General features: G+C 66.4%; 21 protein-coding genes and 1 pseudogene. 20 read left to right on the forward strand and 2 right to left on the reverse strand.

The genetic code is table 11. From position 1 onward, the window contains the following. Window positions 1–17: 17 nt before the first annotated feature. From Z164_RS0119170 to Z164_RS0119255, 18 genes are all read left to right on the forward strand, one after another. Window positions 18–1,229 (forward strand): hypothetical protein, encoded by a 1,212-nt coding sequence (locus tag Z164_RS0119170; RefSeq protein ID WP_201769619.1) that lies wholly within the window; start codon window positions 18–20, stop codon window positions 1,227–1,229. Beyond that, window positions 1,192–2,199 (forward strand): hypothetical protein, encoded by a 1,008-nt coding sequence (locus tag Z164_RS0119175; protein ID WP_024892257.1) that lies wholly within the window; start codon window positions 1,192–1,194, stop codon window positions 2,197–2,199. The genes Z164_RS0119170 and Z164_RS0119175 overlap by 38 nt, the downstream gene beginning before the upstream one ends. Window positions 2,200–2,384: 185 nt before the next feature. Further along, window positions 2,385–2,597 carry a helix-turn-helix transcriptional regulator gene (locus Z164_RS0119180; protein ID WP_024892258.1) on the forward strand — a complete coding sequence of 71 codons (213 nt, stop codon included), beginning with the start codon at window positions 2,385–2,387 and terminating at the stop codon, window positions 2,595–2,597. Then, entirely contained in the window at window positions 2,594–3,064 is a 471-nt protein-coding gene (locus tag Z164_RS0119185) for a hypothetical protein (protein ID WP_024892259.1), read from the forward strand. The genes Z164_RS0119180 and Z164_RS0119185 overlap by 4 nt, the downstream gene beginning before the upstream one ends. A gap of 5 nt (window positions 3,065–3,069) precedes the next feature. Then, window positions 3,070–3,351 (forward strand): hypothetical protein, encoded by a 282-nt coding sequence (locus Z164_RS0119190; protein WP_024892260.1) that lies wholly within the window; start codon window positions 3,070–3,072, stop codon window positions 3,349–3,351. Next, window positions 3,348–4,205, forward strand: coding sequence for an ATP-binding protein (locus Z164_RS0119195; RefSeq protein WP_024892261.1), 858 nt, complete (start codon window positions 3,348–3,350; stop codon window positions 4,203–4,205). The genes Z164_RS0119190 and Z164_RS0119195 overlap by 4 nt, the downstream gene beginning before the upstream one ends. A gap of 12 nt (window positions 4,206–4,217) precedes the next feature. Next, on the forward strand, window positions 4,218–4,814 hold the full coding sequence (locus tag Z164_RS0119200) for a hypothetical protein (RefSeq protein ID WP_024892262.1): 597 nt from the start codon (window positions 4,218–4,220) through the stop codon (window positions 4,812–4,814). A 14-nt stretch (window positions 4,815–4,828) separates the two neighbouring features. Then, window positions 4,829–6,505 carry a DEAD/DEAH box helicase gene (locus Z164_RS0119205; protein ID WP_024892263.1) on the forward strand — a complete coding sequence of 559 codons (1,677 nt, stop codon included), beginning with the start codon at window positions 4,829–4,831 and terminating at the stop codon, window positions 6,503–6,505. After that, complete coding sequence (locus Z164_RS21055) at window positions 6,502–6,858, forward strand: DUF6511 domain-containing protein (RefSeq protein WP_052338529.1); 357 nt, start codon at window positions 6,502–6,504, stop codon at window positions 6,856–6,858. Before Z164_RS0119205 ends, Z164_RS21055 begins: the two co-directional genes overlap by 4 nt. A gap of 10 nt (window positions 6,859–6,868) precedes the next feature. Next, window positions 6,869–7,624 carry a hypothetical protein gene (locus Z164_RS0119215; protein ID WP_024892264.1) on the forward strand — a complete coding sequence of 252 codons (756 nt, stop codon included), beginning with the start codon at window positions 6,869–6,871 and terminating at the stop codon, window positions 7,622–7,624. Continuing rightward, entirely contained in the window at window positions 7,624–9,813 is a 2,190-nt protein-coding gene (locus Z164_RS0119220; RefSeq protein ID WP_024892265.1) for an AAA family ATPase, read from the forward strand. The genes Z164_RS0119215 and Z164_RS0119220 overlap by 1 nt, the downstream gene beginning before the upstream one ends. A gap of 248 nt (window positions 9,814–10,061) precedes the next feature. Next, window positions 10,062–10,595 (forward strand): crossover junction endodeoxyribonuclease RuvC, encoded by a 534-nt coding sequence (locus Z164_RS21060; protein WP_236621833.1) that lies wholly within the window; start codon window positions 10,062–10,064, stop codon window positions 10,593–10,595. A gap of 1 nt (window position 10,596) precedes the next feature. Continuing rightward, window positions 10,597–10,806 carry a hypothetical protein gene (locus Z164_RS0119230; RefSeq protein WP_024892267.1) on the forward strand — a complete coding sequence of 70 codons (210 nt, stop codon included), beginning with the start codon at window positions 10,597–10,599 and terminating at the stop codon, window positions 10,804–10,806. Beyond that, a complete protein-coding gene (locus tag Z164_RS0119235; RefSeq protein WP_024892268.1) occupies window positions 10,799–11,242 on the forward strand; it encodes a DUF6362 family protein in 444 nt (147 codons plus the stop codon). Before Z164_RS0119230 ends, Z164_RS0119235 begins: the two co-directional genes overlap by 8 nt. 18 nt (window positions 11,243–11,260) lie before the next feature. After that, a complete protein-coding gene (locus Z164_RS0119240) occupies window positions 11,261–11,527 on the forward strand; it encodes a type II toxin-antitoxin system ParD family antitoxin (protein ID WP_024892269.1) in 267 nt (88 codons plus the stop codon). Then, entirely contained in the window at window positions 11,524–11,817 is a 294-nt protein-coding gene (locus tag Z164_RS0119245) for a type II toxin-antitoxin system RelE/ParE family toxin (protein ID WP_024892270.1), read from the forward strand. The genes Z164_RS0119240 and Z164_RS0119245 overlap by 4 nt, the downstream gene beginning before the upstream one ends. 23 nt (window positions 11,818–11,840) lie before the next feature. Continuing rightward, the gene (locus Z164_RS0119250; protein WP_024892271.1) at window positions 11,841–12,161 is read left to right on the forward strand and encodes a helix-turn-helix domain-containing protein; all 321 of its coding nucleotides are present in this window, start codon (window positions 11,841–11,843) and stop codon (window positions 12,159–12,161) included. A gap of 253 nt (window positions 12,162–12,414) precedes the next feature. Continuing rightward, window positions 12,415–13,599 carry a DNA methyltransferase gene (locus Z164_RS0119255; RefSeq protein ID WP_236621834.1) on the forward strand — a complete coding sequence of 395 codons (1,185 nt, stop codon included), beginning with the start codon at window positions 12,415–12,417 and terminating at the stop codon, window positions 13,597–13,599. On the opposite strand, the gene Z164_RS0119260 is transcribed toward Z164_RS0119255, so the two are convergent. Further along, window positions 13,550–14,065, reverse strand: a complete 516-nt coding sequence (locus tag Z164_RS0119260) for a DUF3489 domain-containing protein (RefSeq protein ID WP_024892273.1) — start codon at window positions 14,063–14,065, stop codon at window positions 13,550–13,552. The two genes, Z164_RS0119255 and Z164_RS0119260, sit on opposite strands and share 50 nt — an antisense overlap. An 81-nt stretch (window positions 14,066–14,146) precedes the next feature. Continuing rightward, window positions 14,147–14,236 (reverse strand): DUF6900 domain-containing protein, encoded by a 90-nt coding sequence (locus Z164_RS23745; RefSeq protein WP_425477249.1) that lies wholly within the window; start codon window positions 14,234–14,236, stop codon window positions 14,147–14,149. Between Z164_RS23745 and Z164_RS22890 the strand changes: the two genes are divergently transcribed. Together Z164_RS22890 and Z164_RS0119270 are read left to right on the forward strand one after the other, a co-directional pair. Next, complete coding sequence (locus tag Z164_RS22890; RefSeq protein WP_160170704.1) at window positions 14,202–14,375, forward strand: hypothetical protein; 174 nt, start codon at window positions 14,202–14,204, stop codon at window positions 14,373–14,375. The two genes, Z164_RS23745 and Z164_RS22890, sit on opposite strands and share 35 nt — an antisense overlap. A 57-nt stretch (window positions 14,376–14,432) precedes the next feature. Further along, window positions 14,433–14,774, forward strand: a pseudogene (locus Z164_RS0119270) (elements of external origin); the annotation flags it as partial.

A 14,774-nucleotide genomic window follows, 5' to 3' on the forward strand; every position in this document is an offset into this window, starting at 1 on the left:
TGAACGATGCTGAAAACTTGGCCAAGCTGCTCGGGCACCTGAAGCCCGAGCTGTTTCGCGCCTTCATGGCGGAGGAGTTCGGGCTCGTCATGCCAGAACTCGAAAAGAAGAAGACCAAGACGGAACATCGCCAAGTCATGGAGGCTGTGCTGGCCGCCTTGCCCGTACTGGAGCGGCAGAGGATCGAGGAGGTCGCCGAGAAGATCATCCTGTTGACTGACGGTGCAGGTCAGGATGTCGTCGACGGATTCCGGGACGGCATCTTCGATGATGCGGATCGTGAAGCTTTCGATGCCTTGCGCGACCAATACGAACGTGCCTTGTGGCTGTACGCGAACGCCGCCGAGATCTTCAAGGAAGCGCTGGATGCCCGGCAGGCCGACGTGTTCCGCCAGAGCGTCACGTGCTACTCGGGCTTCGTCGCGCCGAAGGCTCTCGTCATGGCCACTGATGAGAAGGCGAAGGAGGCGTTCCACGAGAACGTGGCGCGGCAGCTCGGTTGCGCCAAGGACGACGTCGCCATTCAGATCTTCAAGCGGCTGCGGCCGAACTCGCAGACCGGCGAGGACGTCGATCTGTACCAGATCAGCGTCCACAACAACCGCCCGCCCGAGATCATCGACTGCGTGCAGGCGAGCGAGTTGGTGGCCCAGGAAGTGGTTCGCGCCGTATCCTCCCACATTACCTACGAGCCGGCCAACGGCCACCTGGAGGTGCTGTCCAGGGAGACCGACGGGCGCGAGGCGCTGGCGCGTATCGCTGCGGACTGTCTGCTGCAGTCTCCCTTCTCGGGCGAGAGGATCCCGCTCAAGCAGTACGACTACCAAAGCCTCGCGGCGCCGCGCAGCTTCGACCTCTCAGGCGAAAACGTCGCCTCGGTCAAGGTGGCCGAGCTCGGCTACTCGGACTCAAACCACCGCTCGCTATTGGTGAAGATCTGGGCCAAGGACCCCGACGACATCCACACGGCCGCGAAGTCGCTGATCGGCCCATCCTTCGACTTCCGCCATCACCGCCTGACCTACGCCAGATTGTCGATCCGTTTGAAGAAGGTCGGGCGGGAGCGGGCGCGAACGATCTCCGTGATCCTGCGCGACGACAACAAGTGCAACATCAAGACCAAGCGCGAGAAGGACCGCGCGCTGTGCGATCGGCTGCTCGCCAAATGGCAGCTGGTCAAGGAGATCGGCGATGTCGTCGAAGCGCCTGTCGACGAAGTCGCTGCTTGACCTGATCGACCTGTTCGAGCGATCTCGGCAGCCGCTCGTCGATGTCGAGGGACAACGCCTACACGGCGTCCCTGGCTGGGACCTCGCACGTATGACGCGGATGCCGCCCAAGGAGCGGGATGCGTGGCTCGAATGCATCGGGTACTCCGGCTCCTACCCGGCGCCATGCCGCGACGAACACGTTCCCGTCGAACTGGAGGAAGACGACGATCCATCCCGGTACCGGTATCGCTGCCCGGAAACCTTCCGGCTGAAATTCCTCGAAGCCGCGGAAGCGGCAGTCTATGCCGTTCGCCCCACCGCGTTTCTCGGCGTGGTCGCCGACCTGCTCGACATTCCGAAGGCGCTGCGCAAAGGGATCGACTCGCCCTCAATTGATGGAGTGCTCTGGAATCTCGGCAAAGCTCGGGTCGGCCCGGCACACACTGACGTCTGGTTCGCGCGCGGCCTCGCGCAATCGGTTGAAGACATCTTCCGGCACTTCCATTCCCCGACCCTGCCGGATCAAGGCCTGATCCTGACGTCGGGACAGCCATTGCCCGAGTTCGTGCGTCCCCCCAGGAACTACCGATTCGCGGCGGTGCGCCAGGTACTCGTCGACTACGTGACAACACCCACCGTGGACATGGACCTGCTCCATCGCATCCTGGCGACGCCTGCGGACGGGATGCTTCGCCCGCTCCTACCGGTCCACTTCGACGAGTACACCAACACGCTCACCATCCGCAGCAAGAGCAACAAGCCCTGGGTGATCAAGGGCGAACGCCAAGCGGCGGCCGTCCGCTACATGTACGAGCAGGCAATGAACGACCGTTGGCTGTTGCCAGCCGGCGAAATCTTGGGGGCCGCATACCCGGACAAGAAAACCGCCCGCAGCCAGCGCATGCAGAACCTCTTCAGCGGCAACACCGAGTGGGAGGACTACATCGCCAACCCCGAGAAGGGCAAGTACGGGTTCCTGCTCGACTGACCCCAGCATCTTCCCGTCCCTGTTCCGCATGACCGCCTTCGGGCGGTTTTTTGTTTTCTGTGGCCCGTATTTCCCCGTTTCGGCCGCGCCCGTACATCCGCCCGTACATGGCGGTGGCGGACGCCCGCACATCACGAATCCGACACTGACCTCACGTTTTCGCAATCACCCGAAAGGAGAAAAACGTGAGTATCAAACACCTCAACCAACGCCAACTGGCCGACCGTTGGGGCGTCAGCGAAGCCACCTTGGAACGCTGGCGCTCCGAAGGGATCGGGCCGGTCTTTCTGAAGATCCAAGGCCGCGTGCTCTACCGCGTCGAGGACGTCGAGTCCTACGAGGCGGAGTGCCTGCGCAAGAGCACCTCCGAGCGCGTCGGCGCGGGAGGTGTCGCATGAGCCGCCTCACCCCCGACCAGGTTCTCGCCACGCCGGCCGGCGAGCTGGCCGCGCTGCAAAGCGAGGCGCTGTTCCAGCTGAAGAACGATGCCGCCGATCTGCTCTCGGTGGCCCGCGCCATCGTCGAGCACATCGACCGGGCACTCGAACTGAAATACGCCGACCGCGCCCATGCCCTGCGCCTGGCCGCCGGCAAGGACACCGGCATCGTGCATTTCGATGACGGCCACGTGCGCGTCACTGCCGACCTACCCAAGCGGGTCGAGTGGGATCAGCGGCGCCTTGCCGAGGTCGTTCGCCGCATCGCCAACGGCGGCGAGGACCCGGCCGAGTACGTCGAGATCAGCTATCGCGTCTCGGAAACCAAGTTCAACGCCTGGCCGGAGTCGCTGAAGAGCGCCTTCGCGCCCGCACGCACGCTCAAGACCGGCAAGCCCGGCTTCCGCCTCGCCCTGATGAAGGAGTGACCGCCATGTTCAAGAACCGCACTTTGCTCGAGAAGCTGAAGAACAAGCATCCCTACCTGCTGGACGAGTTGCCGGCCACGGTCCGCGTGGATGGTATCGAGATGCCGCTCGAAAGCGCCACCCTGGACCAGATCGCCTTCGCCGTCATCGCCCTCGAAAACGAGGTCCGGCCCATCAGCCGCCGCATGAACGCTCTGCGGGAGCTCTACGACCTCGCCCGCAAAAACGGCGCACTCGGCGCGCACCGGATCGGAGACGCCTTCGCCGACAAAGGAGGCCGCTCATGACCCTTCCCATCATCTCCGCCGACCAGCGCCTGGCCGAGAAGCGCGGCGTCAAGGGCGTGCTGGTCGGCAAGAGCGGCATCGGCAAGACCTCGCAGCTCTGGACCCTGGTGCCCGAGTCCACCTTGTTCTTCGACCTCGAGGCGGGCGACCTCGCCGTCGAGGGGTGGGCCGGCGACACCATCCGCCCGCGCACCTGGCAGGAGTGCCGCGACTTCGCGGTGTTCATCGGCGGTCCGAACCCGGCGCTGCGCGAGGACCAGCCCTTCAGCCAGGCCCACTTCGATGCCGTCTGCGCGCGCTTCGGCGACCCGACCGTGCTCGATCGCTACGACACCGTGTTCGTCGACTCGATCACCGTCGCCGGGCGTCTGTGCCTGCAGTGGTGCAAGGGCCAGCCGCAGGCCTACTCGGAGAAGACCGGCAAGCCGGACACACGCGGCGCTTACGGCCTGATGGGCCAGGAGATGATCGCCTGGCTCACCCACCTACAGCACACCCGGGGCAAGAACGTGTGGTTCGTCGGCATCCTCGACGAGCGTCTCGACGACTTCAATCGCCGCGTCTTCCAGCTGCAGATCGACGGCTCCAAGACCGGGCTCGAGCTGCCCGGCATCGTCGACGAGGTGGTGACGCTGGCCGAGCTCAAGGCCGACGACGGCACCGCCTACCGCGCCTTCGTCTGCCACACGCTCAATCCCTGGGGCTACCCCGCCAAGGACCGCTCCGGCCGCCTGGACCAGATCGAGGAGCCGCATCTTGGCCGGCTGATGGCCAAGATCGCCGGCCCCGCGCGCCCCGCCCTCGAACGCCTCGACTTCGCGCGCCCCGCGCCTTCCGAACCCGTACAGCAATAAGGAGCCACGACCATGAGTTATTTCGATTTCAACGATGCCAACGAGCAGTCTTCGTTCGACCTGATCCCCAAGGGCACGCTGGTGCGCGTGCGCATGACCATCCGCCCCGGCGGCTTCGACGATGCGAGCCGGGGCTGGACCGGCGGCTACGCCACCCGCAACGACAACACCGGTTCGGTGTACCTCAACTGCGAGTTCGTCGTGATGGAGGGCGAGTACGCCCGCCGCAAGATGTGGTCGCTGATCGGCCTCCATAGCCCCAAGGGCCCCGAGTGGGCCAATATGGGCCGCGCCTTCGTCAAGGCGATCCTGAACTCCGCGCGCGGCGTCCATCCGGGCGACGCCAGTCCCCAGGCCCAGAACGCCCGGCGCATCGCCGGGTTCGCCGACCTCGACGGCATCGAGTTCCTCGGCAAGGTCGATTGGGAGAAGGACCAGAACGGCCAGGACAAGGCAGTCATCAAGCAGGCGATCCAGCCCGATCACAAGGACTACGCCGCATTGATGGGGGCAGCGCGTGCACCGGTGCCGTCGACCACCACCCCGAACGCCTATGCCCAGGCTACGGGTCGCGCTCCGGTCACGGGCCGCCCGAGCTGGGCGCAGTAAGGGGGGCTGCGGGCATGATGCTTCGTCCCCGTCAGGCCCTGCTGGTGGAGCGCTCGCTCGCCGCGCTCTACCTGCACGGCAACACCCTGGCCATCGGCCCGACCGGCTCCGGCAAGACCATCATGCTGTCGGCGGTCGCCGGCGGCGTGTTGGAGGAGCCCGACGCGAAGGCCTGCATCCTCGCGCACCGCGATGAGCTCACCGCCCAGAACCGGGAGAAGTTCGGCCGGGTCAATCCGGGCGTCGCGACCTCGGTGTTCGATGCCAAGGAGAAGTCCTGGGCCGGGCGCGCCACCTTCGCGATGGTGCAGACGCTCTCACGCGACGCGCATCTCGACGCGATGCCCACGCTCGATCTGCTGGTGGTCGACGAGGCGCACCATGCCGCATCAAAGTCCTATCGGCGCGTGATCGATCGCGTGCTGTCGCGCAACCCCAGGGCGCTGATCTTCGGCGCCACGGCCACGCCCGCACGCAGCGACGGCAAGGGGCTGCGGGAGGTCTTCAGCAACGTGGCCGACCAGATCACCCTGGGCGAGCTCATCGCCTCTGGCCATCTGGTGCCGCCGCGCACCTTCGTCATCGATGTCGGCGCGCAATCGGCCCTCGCCCAGGTGCGTCGCACAGCCACCGACTTCGACATGACCGAGGTGGAGGCGATCCTCAACAAGACGCCGATCACCGACGCGGTGATCCGCCACTGGCGCGAGAAGGCAGGTGAGCGCAAGACCATCGTGTTCTGCTCGACCGTGGCGCACGCGCAGTGCGTGGCCGAGGCGTTCGTCGCCGCAGGCATCCGCGCCGTACTGATTCACGGCGAGTTGTCGGATGCCGAGCGCGCAACCCGCCTGGCCGAGTACGAGACCGGCGATGCCCAGGTCGTGGTCAACGTGGCGGTGCTGACCGAAGGCTACGACTACACGCCCACCTCCTGCGTGGTGCTGCTGCGCCCGAGCTCGCACAAGTCGACGCTGACCCAGATGATCGGTCGTGGGCTGCGGACTATCGATCCGACCGAGCATCCCGGCGTGGTCAAGACCGACTGCATCGTCCTCGACTTCGGCACCGCGACCCTCATGCACGGCTCGCTGGAGCAGGAGGCCAACCTGGACGGCCACCAGCACCAGGGGCAGGCGCCCACCAAGGAGTGCCCCTCCTGCGAGGCATTGGTCCCGCTCGGCTGCCGCGAATGCCCACTGTGCGGCTTCGAGTGGACCATTGATCCGGCCGAGCAGGCGGAAGCCATGGACGACTTCGTCATGACGGAGATCGACCTGCTCAAGCGCTCCAACTTCCGCTGGTGCGATCTCTTCGGCTGCGACGATGCCTTGATGGCCACCGGCCTCCAAGCCTGGGGCGGCATCTTCTTCCTCAACGGGCGCTGGCACGCGGTCGGTGGCGGCCGGAGTCTTCCGCCCCGTCTGCTGGCGGTCGGCGACCGCAGCGTCTGCATGGCCAAGGCGGACGACTGGCTCAACGACAACGAGTCCCTCGACACCGCCCACAAGACCCGCCGCTGGCTCAACGAACCGCCCACCGAGAAGCAGCTGCGCTACCTGCCGCAGGCCATGCGCGCCGACTTCGGGCTCACCCGCTACCAGGCCTCGGCGCTGCTCGCGTTCCAGTTCAACAAGTCGTCGATCCATCGCCTCGTGCTGGCAGCCAACGACGAACACCGGAGGGCGGCGTGATATGCGCGATCTGCGGACGAGAGGGACGCGGCTTCTGCTGGCTGTCGCCGAGGAACGGCTCGCGTGCGCCGGACGGCAAGCGCCTGTTCAAGCGCTTCTGCTCCATGCGCTGCCAGGACATTCATCTGCAACGACTGAAGGCGGGAGGCGGTGTCGTGATCGATCCCACCCATAACGAGAAGGCCGCGATGGAGGCGGTCCTGCCCTCGCTCGGCGAGTACGTGGCGTCCACCGGCATGGACCGGTCGCTCGCGAGCTACACCCGGGAAGAGGTCCTGCAACTGGTCGATGTGGTGCTCACCGCCTACTTCGACAACCTGCGGGAGCGCACGCCCGACGATGTGCCGTTTTGAGGAGGCGGTGATGCTCGATTACAACCACCGCCCCAGGTTCCACGAGCGCGTCAACGCTGTCATCGACGAAGCGCTGGCGCGTGAACGGGCAGCACAGGTATCTCGGACCTACCTCGGTGCCTCCCGGCTCGGCGTGGCCTGCGAGCGCGCCCTGCAGTACGAGTACGCCCAGGCCGCGGTCGATCCGGGGCGCGAGCTGCCCGGGCGGGTGTTGCGGGTGTTCGAGGTCGGCCATGCCCTGGAGGATCTGGCGATCCGCTGGCTGCGCCTCGCCGGCTTCGATCTCTACACACGCAAGGCGGACGGCGGGCAGTTTGGTTTTTCCGTCGCCGGCGGCCGCATCCAAGGACACGTCGACGGGATTCTCGCCGCCGGCCCTGCCGACATCGAGCTTGCTTATCCCGCGCTGTGGGAGTGCAAGACGATGAACGACAAGTCCTGGCGCGAGACCGTCAAGCAGGGCGTGACACGTGCCAAGCCGATCTATGCCGCGCAGATTGCCGTCTACCAGGCCTACATGGAAGGCGCCGTGCCGGGCATCGCGAGCAATCCCGCGCTGTTCACCGCCATCAACAAGGACAGCGAGGAGATCTGGTTCGAACTCGTACCGTTCGATGGCGGGCTCGCGCAGCGCATGTCGGATCGGGCCGTGCGCGTCATCACCGCCACCGAGGCGGGCGAGCTGCTGCCCCGGCACGCCACTACGCCGACCCATGTCACATGCAAGTCGTGCCCTTGGCAGGACCGGTGTTGGGGGTCGGCTTGATGGCAGACGTCATTTGGCTCGACTACAACGACGCACCCGAACAGCAGGGAATGGCACTCCCCGATACCGATTCGCTGCGCCGAGGCCTGCTCGAGCGCCTGGAGGCGGTGCTGCTCTACCTGTTCCCGCAGGGCCGCATCCGCGGCGGTAAATTCTATGTCGGCGATATCGACGGCAATCGCGGCAAGAGCCTGGTGGTCGAGCTCGATGGTGAACGGCGTGGGCTGTGGAAGGATTTTGCGACCGACGAAGGCGGCGACGTCATCGATCTGTGGGCCCGTTCCCGTGGACTCTCCGCCCGGCACGACTTCCCCCGGATCGCGGAGGAAATCCGTCAATGGCTCGGGCTTGCACCATCCATCGGTCACACCCCGGAGCGATCGAATGCCCGCAGCGCCCCCGTCGACGAACTCGGCCCTTATACCGCCAAGTGGGACTACCTCACGGCGGATGGCAGACTGATCGCCTGCGTCTACCGCTACGACCCGCCCACCGGCAAGGAGTACCGCCCCTGGGACGTGCGCGCCCGCATGTGGCGCGCCCCCGATCCGCGTCCGCTCTACAACCTGCCGGCCGTGGCCAATGCGCGTGACGTGGTGCTGGTCGAGGGCGAGAAGGCGGCTTGCGCCCTGATCGGGACGGGCATCACGGCGACCACGGCCATGAACGGCGCGCGGGCGCCGATCGACAAGACCGACTGGACGCCGCTCGCGGGCAAGCACGTGCTGGTCTGGCCGGATCGCGACGTCCCGGGCTGGGACTACGCGGAGAACGCCGCCCGTGCCTGCGTGACGGCGGGCGCGGCGTCGATCGCCATCCTCGTGCCGCCCATGGATAAACCGGACAAGTGGGACGCGGCCGATGCCGTGGCCGAGGGCTTCGACTGCGCCACCTTCATTCGTGAGGGCGAGCGCAGGGTCGTCAAGGGGGCGGCGCCGACACTGCCGACCTTCACCCTGGGTGCGCTGCTCGACGACGACTCGCCGTTGCCGCCCGATCTCATCGCACCGCGCGTGCTCACACCCGGCGGCCTGCTGGTATTCGGCGGTGCGCCCAAGGTCGGCAAGAGTGACTTTCTGCTCGCATGGCTCACGCACATGGCGGCGGGCGCCACCTTCCTCGCCATGACGCCGCCGCGCCCGCTGCGGGTGTTCTATCTGCAAGCCGAGGTGCAGTACCACTACCTGCGCGAGCGTGTGAAGGAGATCCGCCTACCGCCCAGTCGCATCGGTGAAGCGCGCGTCAACTTCGTCGCCACGCCGCAGCTGCGGCTGATCCTGGACGACGCCGGCCTCGCCCAGGTCATCCCCGCGATCAAGCAGGCCTTCGGCGACGAGCTGCCGGACATCATCGCCATCGACCCCATCCGCAACGTCTTCGACGGCGGGGAGTCCGGCGGCGAGAACGACAACGCGGCGATGCTCTACTTCCTGTCGCAGCGGGTCGAACGCCTGCGCGATGCGGTGAACCCGGACGCCGGCATCGTGCTGGCCCACCACACCAAAAAACTCGGCAAGAAGCAGTTCGAGGAGGACCCGTTCCAGGCGCTGGCCGGGGCCGGCAGCCTGCGCGGTTACTACACCACCGGCATGCTGCTGTTTCGACCGGACGAAACGCGAACCACGCGCCAGCTCTTCTTCGAGCTGCGCAACGGTGCCGCCATCCCGTCGATGCACGTGGACAAGATCCAGGGCGAGTGGCGGGAGGTGGATGCCAACGCGCGGCTGGTGATGAGGGACTATGGCGAGCGCCTCGATGCCGAGCGCCGGCGCAAGCGCGACGCCATCCTGCAGATCCTGTTCGACGAGGCGGCCCAGGGGCGCTGCTACACCGCCAACCAGTTCGCCGAATCCTTCGAAGGCAAGGCCGGTCTGGGCGGCGAGCGCACCATCCGCGAGCGCCTCTCTGCGCTTTCGACCCAGGGTTACATCAAGTACTTCCGCAACGCACAGGACTATGGCCTGCCACGCATCGGCCGCACCAAGTACGGCTACCTGTGCGTCGAGGGCATGGTGCTGCGCATACCGGCGGGCGAGCCCGATCCCGACACCGGCGAAGTGCCGCTGCGCGAGCTACCGGTATTACCTACCCACTTCAAATGCCCGCAATCGGGGGCCGCATTGCCGGTCGAGAACCCCGAGGTGTGGGTTTACCAAGACGACTTCATCGACCCGCAGGAGGACGCATGAACACGCGCAGGCAAGTTGGCAAAAATTCTGCCAACTGGAACCCGAATTTTGCCAACTGGATTCAGTTGGCAAACGTCTGCCAACTGGAAAATCAAAAAAATCAATGCATTACAGATCAGTCGGCAAGTTGGCAGTTGGCAACGCCTGCCAATTTGCCAACTGAGCTAACACCATGTTTTTACTTACCTTTCGGGGATTTCCCAGTTGGCGAAAACTCCCTCCCCCCTTCGGGGGGAGAGGACCACGTCGTGTCCTCTCCCCCGACCCGAAGGGGTCTGCCCGGCATCGACGGTCGGGATCGTGAACCGGGCACGGCCATCCTGAGCCTCGACCTCGGCACCCGGACCGGCTGGGCGGTGCTCGGCCGTGACGGCTCCATCACCAGCGGCTCGGAGTCCTTCAAGCCCCAGCGCTTCGAGGGCGGCGGCATGCGCTACCTGCGCTTCAAGCGCTGGCTTGCCGAGATCAAGCAATCGGCGGACGGGTTGGATGCGGTGTACTTCGAGGAGGTCCGCCGCCACGCCGGAGTGGATGCCGCCCACGCCTACGGCGGTTTCATGGCGCAGCTCACCGCCTGGTGCGAGCACCACGGCGTCCCCTACCAGGGCGTGCCGGTGGGCACGATCAAGAAGCACGTCACCGGCAAGGGCAATGCGAGCAAGGACGAGATGATGGTGGCCATGCGTGCGCGCGGCTATCAGCCCGCCGACGACAACGAAGCCGACGCCTTGGCGCTGTTGCTCTGGGCCCTCCCGCTCCACGACGCGGCGCAGGAGGCGTGAGATGGACATCCCGACTCCTCGCTACCGCTGCCCGCTGGGGCGCCTGCAGCCCGAGCCGATGGACGTGGAGGCCGTCAAGCGCCGCGGCTGGCGCGAGCAACGCCTGCTCGTCGTCTGCCTCGACGACGACCGGCTCGACTGGGTGGAGCGCGAGCTGATCCGCCGAATCGGCGAGCGGCTCTACGGTGCACGGGAGGCGCGCCATGGCTGAGTGGACCGTCGAGCGTGTGGCCGAACGCTTCCGGGAGGCGGCCATCACCGCCCACCGCTTGCCGTCCGTGCGCGTGCAGGGCTACTTCAACACCTGGCCCGCGATCCGGCGCATGCCCTGGGAGACGCTGGGGGCCGAACCCACGATCCGGCGCTTCCCGCCCGCACCCGAGACGGTCGAGCGGATGCTCGAGACCATGCGCTGGGTCTTGTGGCTGGAGGAAGAGGAACGGCATCTCGTGTGGATGCGCGCCGAGCGCCACCGCTGGCGCGACATCTGCGCCCGCTTCGGCTGCGACCGGACCACGGCGTGGCGGCGGTGGCAGCGGGCGCTCTCGATCGTGGCGGACGCGCTCAACGGCAACCGAGAAGCGGACCGCCTGCCCAGCCGTTCGCTTGACAAGACGGGGTTGCAGGAATCCAATAACAGTTATTAACTGTTAGGATACAAGCCCATGCCGACGAGTGTCGCCCTCAGCCCCCATTTCGAGGCGTTCATCAAGGAGCAAGTCGCCTCCGGTCGCTACAACAACGCCAGCGAGGTCGTTCGCGCAGGCCTGCGTTTGCTGGAAGAGCAAGCCCAGCGTCACGCCCTGCAGCTGGAAGAGCTGCGCGCGGCCATCACAGCCGGTCGATCCAGTGGTCCGGGGCAGCCGGCCGAAGAGGTCTTTGATCGTCTGGAGGCGAAGTATCGGGGTCAGGCGAAGCGCCGGACGACATGAACCGGCTCGTCATCACCCCGCTGGCCGCAAGCGACATCGAGGAAATCGGCGACTACATCGCCCAGGACAATCCGAGCCGGGCCGTCAGCTTCATGGCAGAACTTCGCATGCAATGCAGGAAGATCGCCGCGGCACCCCAGGCGTATCGGCTTCGCCCCGAGCTCGGCGACGGCATTCGATCCTGCGCCCACGGCAACTACGTGATCTTCTTCTGCGCCTCCGACGATGAAGTGAGCATCGTGCGCGTCCTGCATGGCGCACGGGATATCGGCGCCCAGTTCGGTGGCTAGCACCGGCCAAGTGGGCGTCTTGGATGGCCACGAAGAAGCGCGACGACCGGATCCTCGAAGCCGTTCATGAGACGGCGCGCGACCTGCATCGCCTGGGCTTCATCGACAAGCGCAAGATGCGCAAGTACGACGCGCTGTGCCTGGAGCCGGTGCCCGAATTCGATGCCGACAAAGTGCGCGCCTTGCGCGAACGCCTGCACTTGAGTCAGGCCGTGCTGGCATCGGTCCTCAACACCAGCGTCTCGACCGTGCGCAAGTGGGAAGTGGGCGACAAGAAGCCCAGCGGTCCCTCGCAGAAGCTGCTCGACCTCATCGAACGCAAGGGGCTGGAGGCCGTGCTCTGAAGTCGCTGGCACGGGCGCATGCCGCCGCGCCTGCGTGTTTTGGCGTGATTTGGCGCGTGGGATCGTGCATCCGCGTGCGTCTGCGGCGAAATGAGGCTTTGGCCCCTGCAACAGATCCGCCGGTCCGGGGGTAGGATTGCAGCTATCTTCTGGACAGCGGTGACGGTCGAGGAAGCCGCCCAGCCATCCACGGGTCCTTCCTGGGCACCGAGCCATGCGGGGGGCGCGAGCGCGGCGCTTCGATAGCGTCAGGGTGCAAACCGAGGTTTGCAGGGTTTGCGGTTTGCAGGCCCCGGGCCATGGGCGGCTTGCCGCCGCGCGCAAGCTGGGCCTGCCCACAGTGCCGGTGGTCGTGCTCGATCACCTCACGCCGACCCAGCGCCGCGCCCTGGTGCTCGCCGACAACCGGATCGCGGAACTCGCGACCTGGGACGATGCACTGCTGCGCATCGAACTGGAGGCGCTGCAGGACGATGGCTTCGATCTCGATCTCACCGGATTCGACGCCGATGCACTGGCAGAACTGCTGGCCGATGAGGAACCACAGATCGAGGGCCGGACGGAGGACGACGCCGCGCCCGACGTGCCCGAGGAACCCGTCTCCCGGCCGGGCGACGTCTGGCGACTCGGGCCGCACCGCCTGGTCTGCGGCGACGCAACCACCGCCGAGGCCTACGCGCGCCTGTTTCCGGACGGCGAGCGGGCGGACATGGTCTTCACCGATCCGCCCTACAACGTGAACTACGCCAACAGCGCGAAGGACAAGCTGCGCGGCAAACACCGCCCCATCCTCAACGATGCGCTGGGCGAAGGCTTCTACGATTTCCTCTACGACGCGCTGGCGCTGATCATGGCACACACCCGAGGCGCGATCTACGTCGCCATGTCCTCCAGCGAACTGGACACGCTGCAAGCGGCCTTCCGCGCCGCCGGCGGGCACTGGTCGACCTTCATCATCTGGGCCAAGAACACCTTCACGCTGGGCCGCTCGGACTACCAGCGCCAGTACGAGCCGATCCTCTACGGCTGGCCCGAAGGCGCGACGCGCCACTGGTGCGGCGACCGCGACCAGGGCGACGTCTGGCAGATCAAGAAGCCAGCGAAGAACGATCTGCACCCGACCATGAAGCCGGTGGATCTGGTCGAGCGGGCCATCCGCAACTCCAGCCGCCCCGGCGACGTGGTGCTCGACCCCTTCGGCGGCTCGGGCACGACCTTGATCGCCGCTGAGAAGGCCGGGCGCGTGGCGCGGCTGATCGAGCTCGACCCGAAGTATGCGGACGTGATCGTGCGGCGCTGGCAGGACTGGACGGGCCAGCAAGCCACCCGCGAGGCGGATGGCCTGGCGTTCGATCGCGTTTTCTGCTTGGCTTCCCTTTCCGCTCGAATCACGCGATCCGGTAGATGCGCTCGCCGTCCTCGGGCTTGTCCGAGGTGATGGTGAGGCCCAACTTCTTCTTGAAGGCGTTGGCGAAGGTGCCGCGCACCGTGTGCGCCTGCCAGCCGGTGAGTTCGCAGATCTGGCGTACCGTCGCGCCCTCCGGGCGCCGGAGCATCGCGATGACTTGGGCCTGTTTGCTGTTCTCGCGGGTGCGGGGCTTGGTCTCGGCGCGCTGCGGTGCCCAGGTGGCTTCGGCGGCTGCGACCTCCGCCTCGAGATCCGCATCTGCCTCCACCGAGGCCGGCGCGGGACGCGGGCGCCCCAGGGCTTCGTAACCTTCGGCGGCGACGGACCAGTCGGTGCCGTCGGTGGTGATCAGGGCCCGATTGCAGAGACCGTCCAGTACCTTCTTGCGGGCGCCGCCTTTCACGTTGTCGGGGAACCACTCGATCTTGCCACCGGTGTGCTCGACGGCGTAGGCCAGGATGGCGTGCTGGGCGGGGGTGAGTTGGATGGTGCTCATCTGATGCTCCTTCGTGGTGGTTGATGGTGTTGTCATGAACGCGCTGTTCTCTGGAGAAGCCAAGCGCTTTTCGCTGCTTTCTCAGCCCTGTCGCGCGGCCTGCCGGCCTGCCTGGTAGGCGGCCATCAAGGCGCTCTTGACGGCCCAGACGCTGACCTCGTGGAAGTCCAGCCTGTCGCTGTTGCGCGTTTCCAGGGTGTTCGATGAACAGGTGATCCAGCGCGATCTGCTGCAGTTGCCGGTCGATGTCCTTTTCGGCTTGCTCGGTCATGTGCTTCTCCTCGGGGTGTCGTTGATGGTGATGACATGAACGCGCTGTTCCCGAGCGAAGCCAAGCGGAATCCGAGCGGGACGGCGCCAATGCTTGATGGAGACCATGGGACTGTCGATTCGCGCCTACGCCCGCCACCGTGGGGTGTCGGACACCGCCGTACACAAGGCCATTCGCGCCGGGCGCATCACGCCCGAGGCGGACGGCACGATCGATCCGGACAAGGCCGACCGCGACTGGGCAAGGAACTCCGAGCCGCCCAAGGAGGGAACGAGCGCCAAAGCCGCGAAGGTGCGCGTGTCGGACGATCCGGCCCCGAACCTCGCCGCCGGGCTGCCCGCAGGCGGCACCACGCTCGTGCAGGCGCGCACGGTCAACGAGGTGGTCAAGGCGCAGACCAACAAGGTGCGGCTGGCCCGCCTCAAGGGCGAACTGGTC

Origin of the sequence: Luteimonas huabeiensis HB2 (genome assembly GCF_000559025.1) — a bacterium.
GTDB lineage: Bacteria > Pseudomonadota > Gammaproteobacteria > Xanthomonadales > Xanthomonadaceae > Luteimonas > Luteimonas huabeiensis.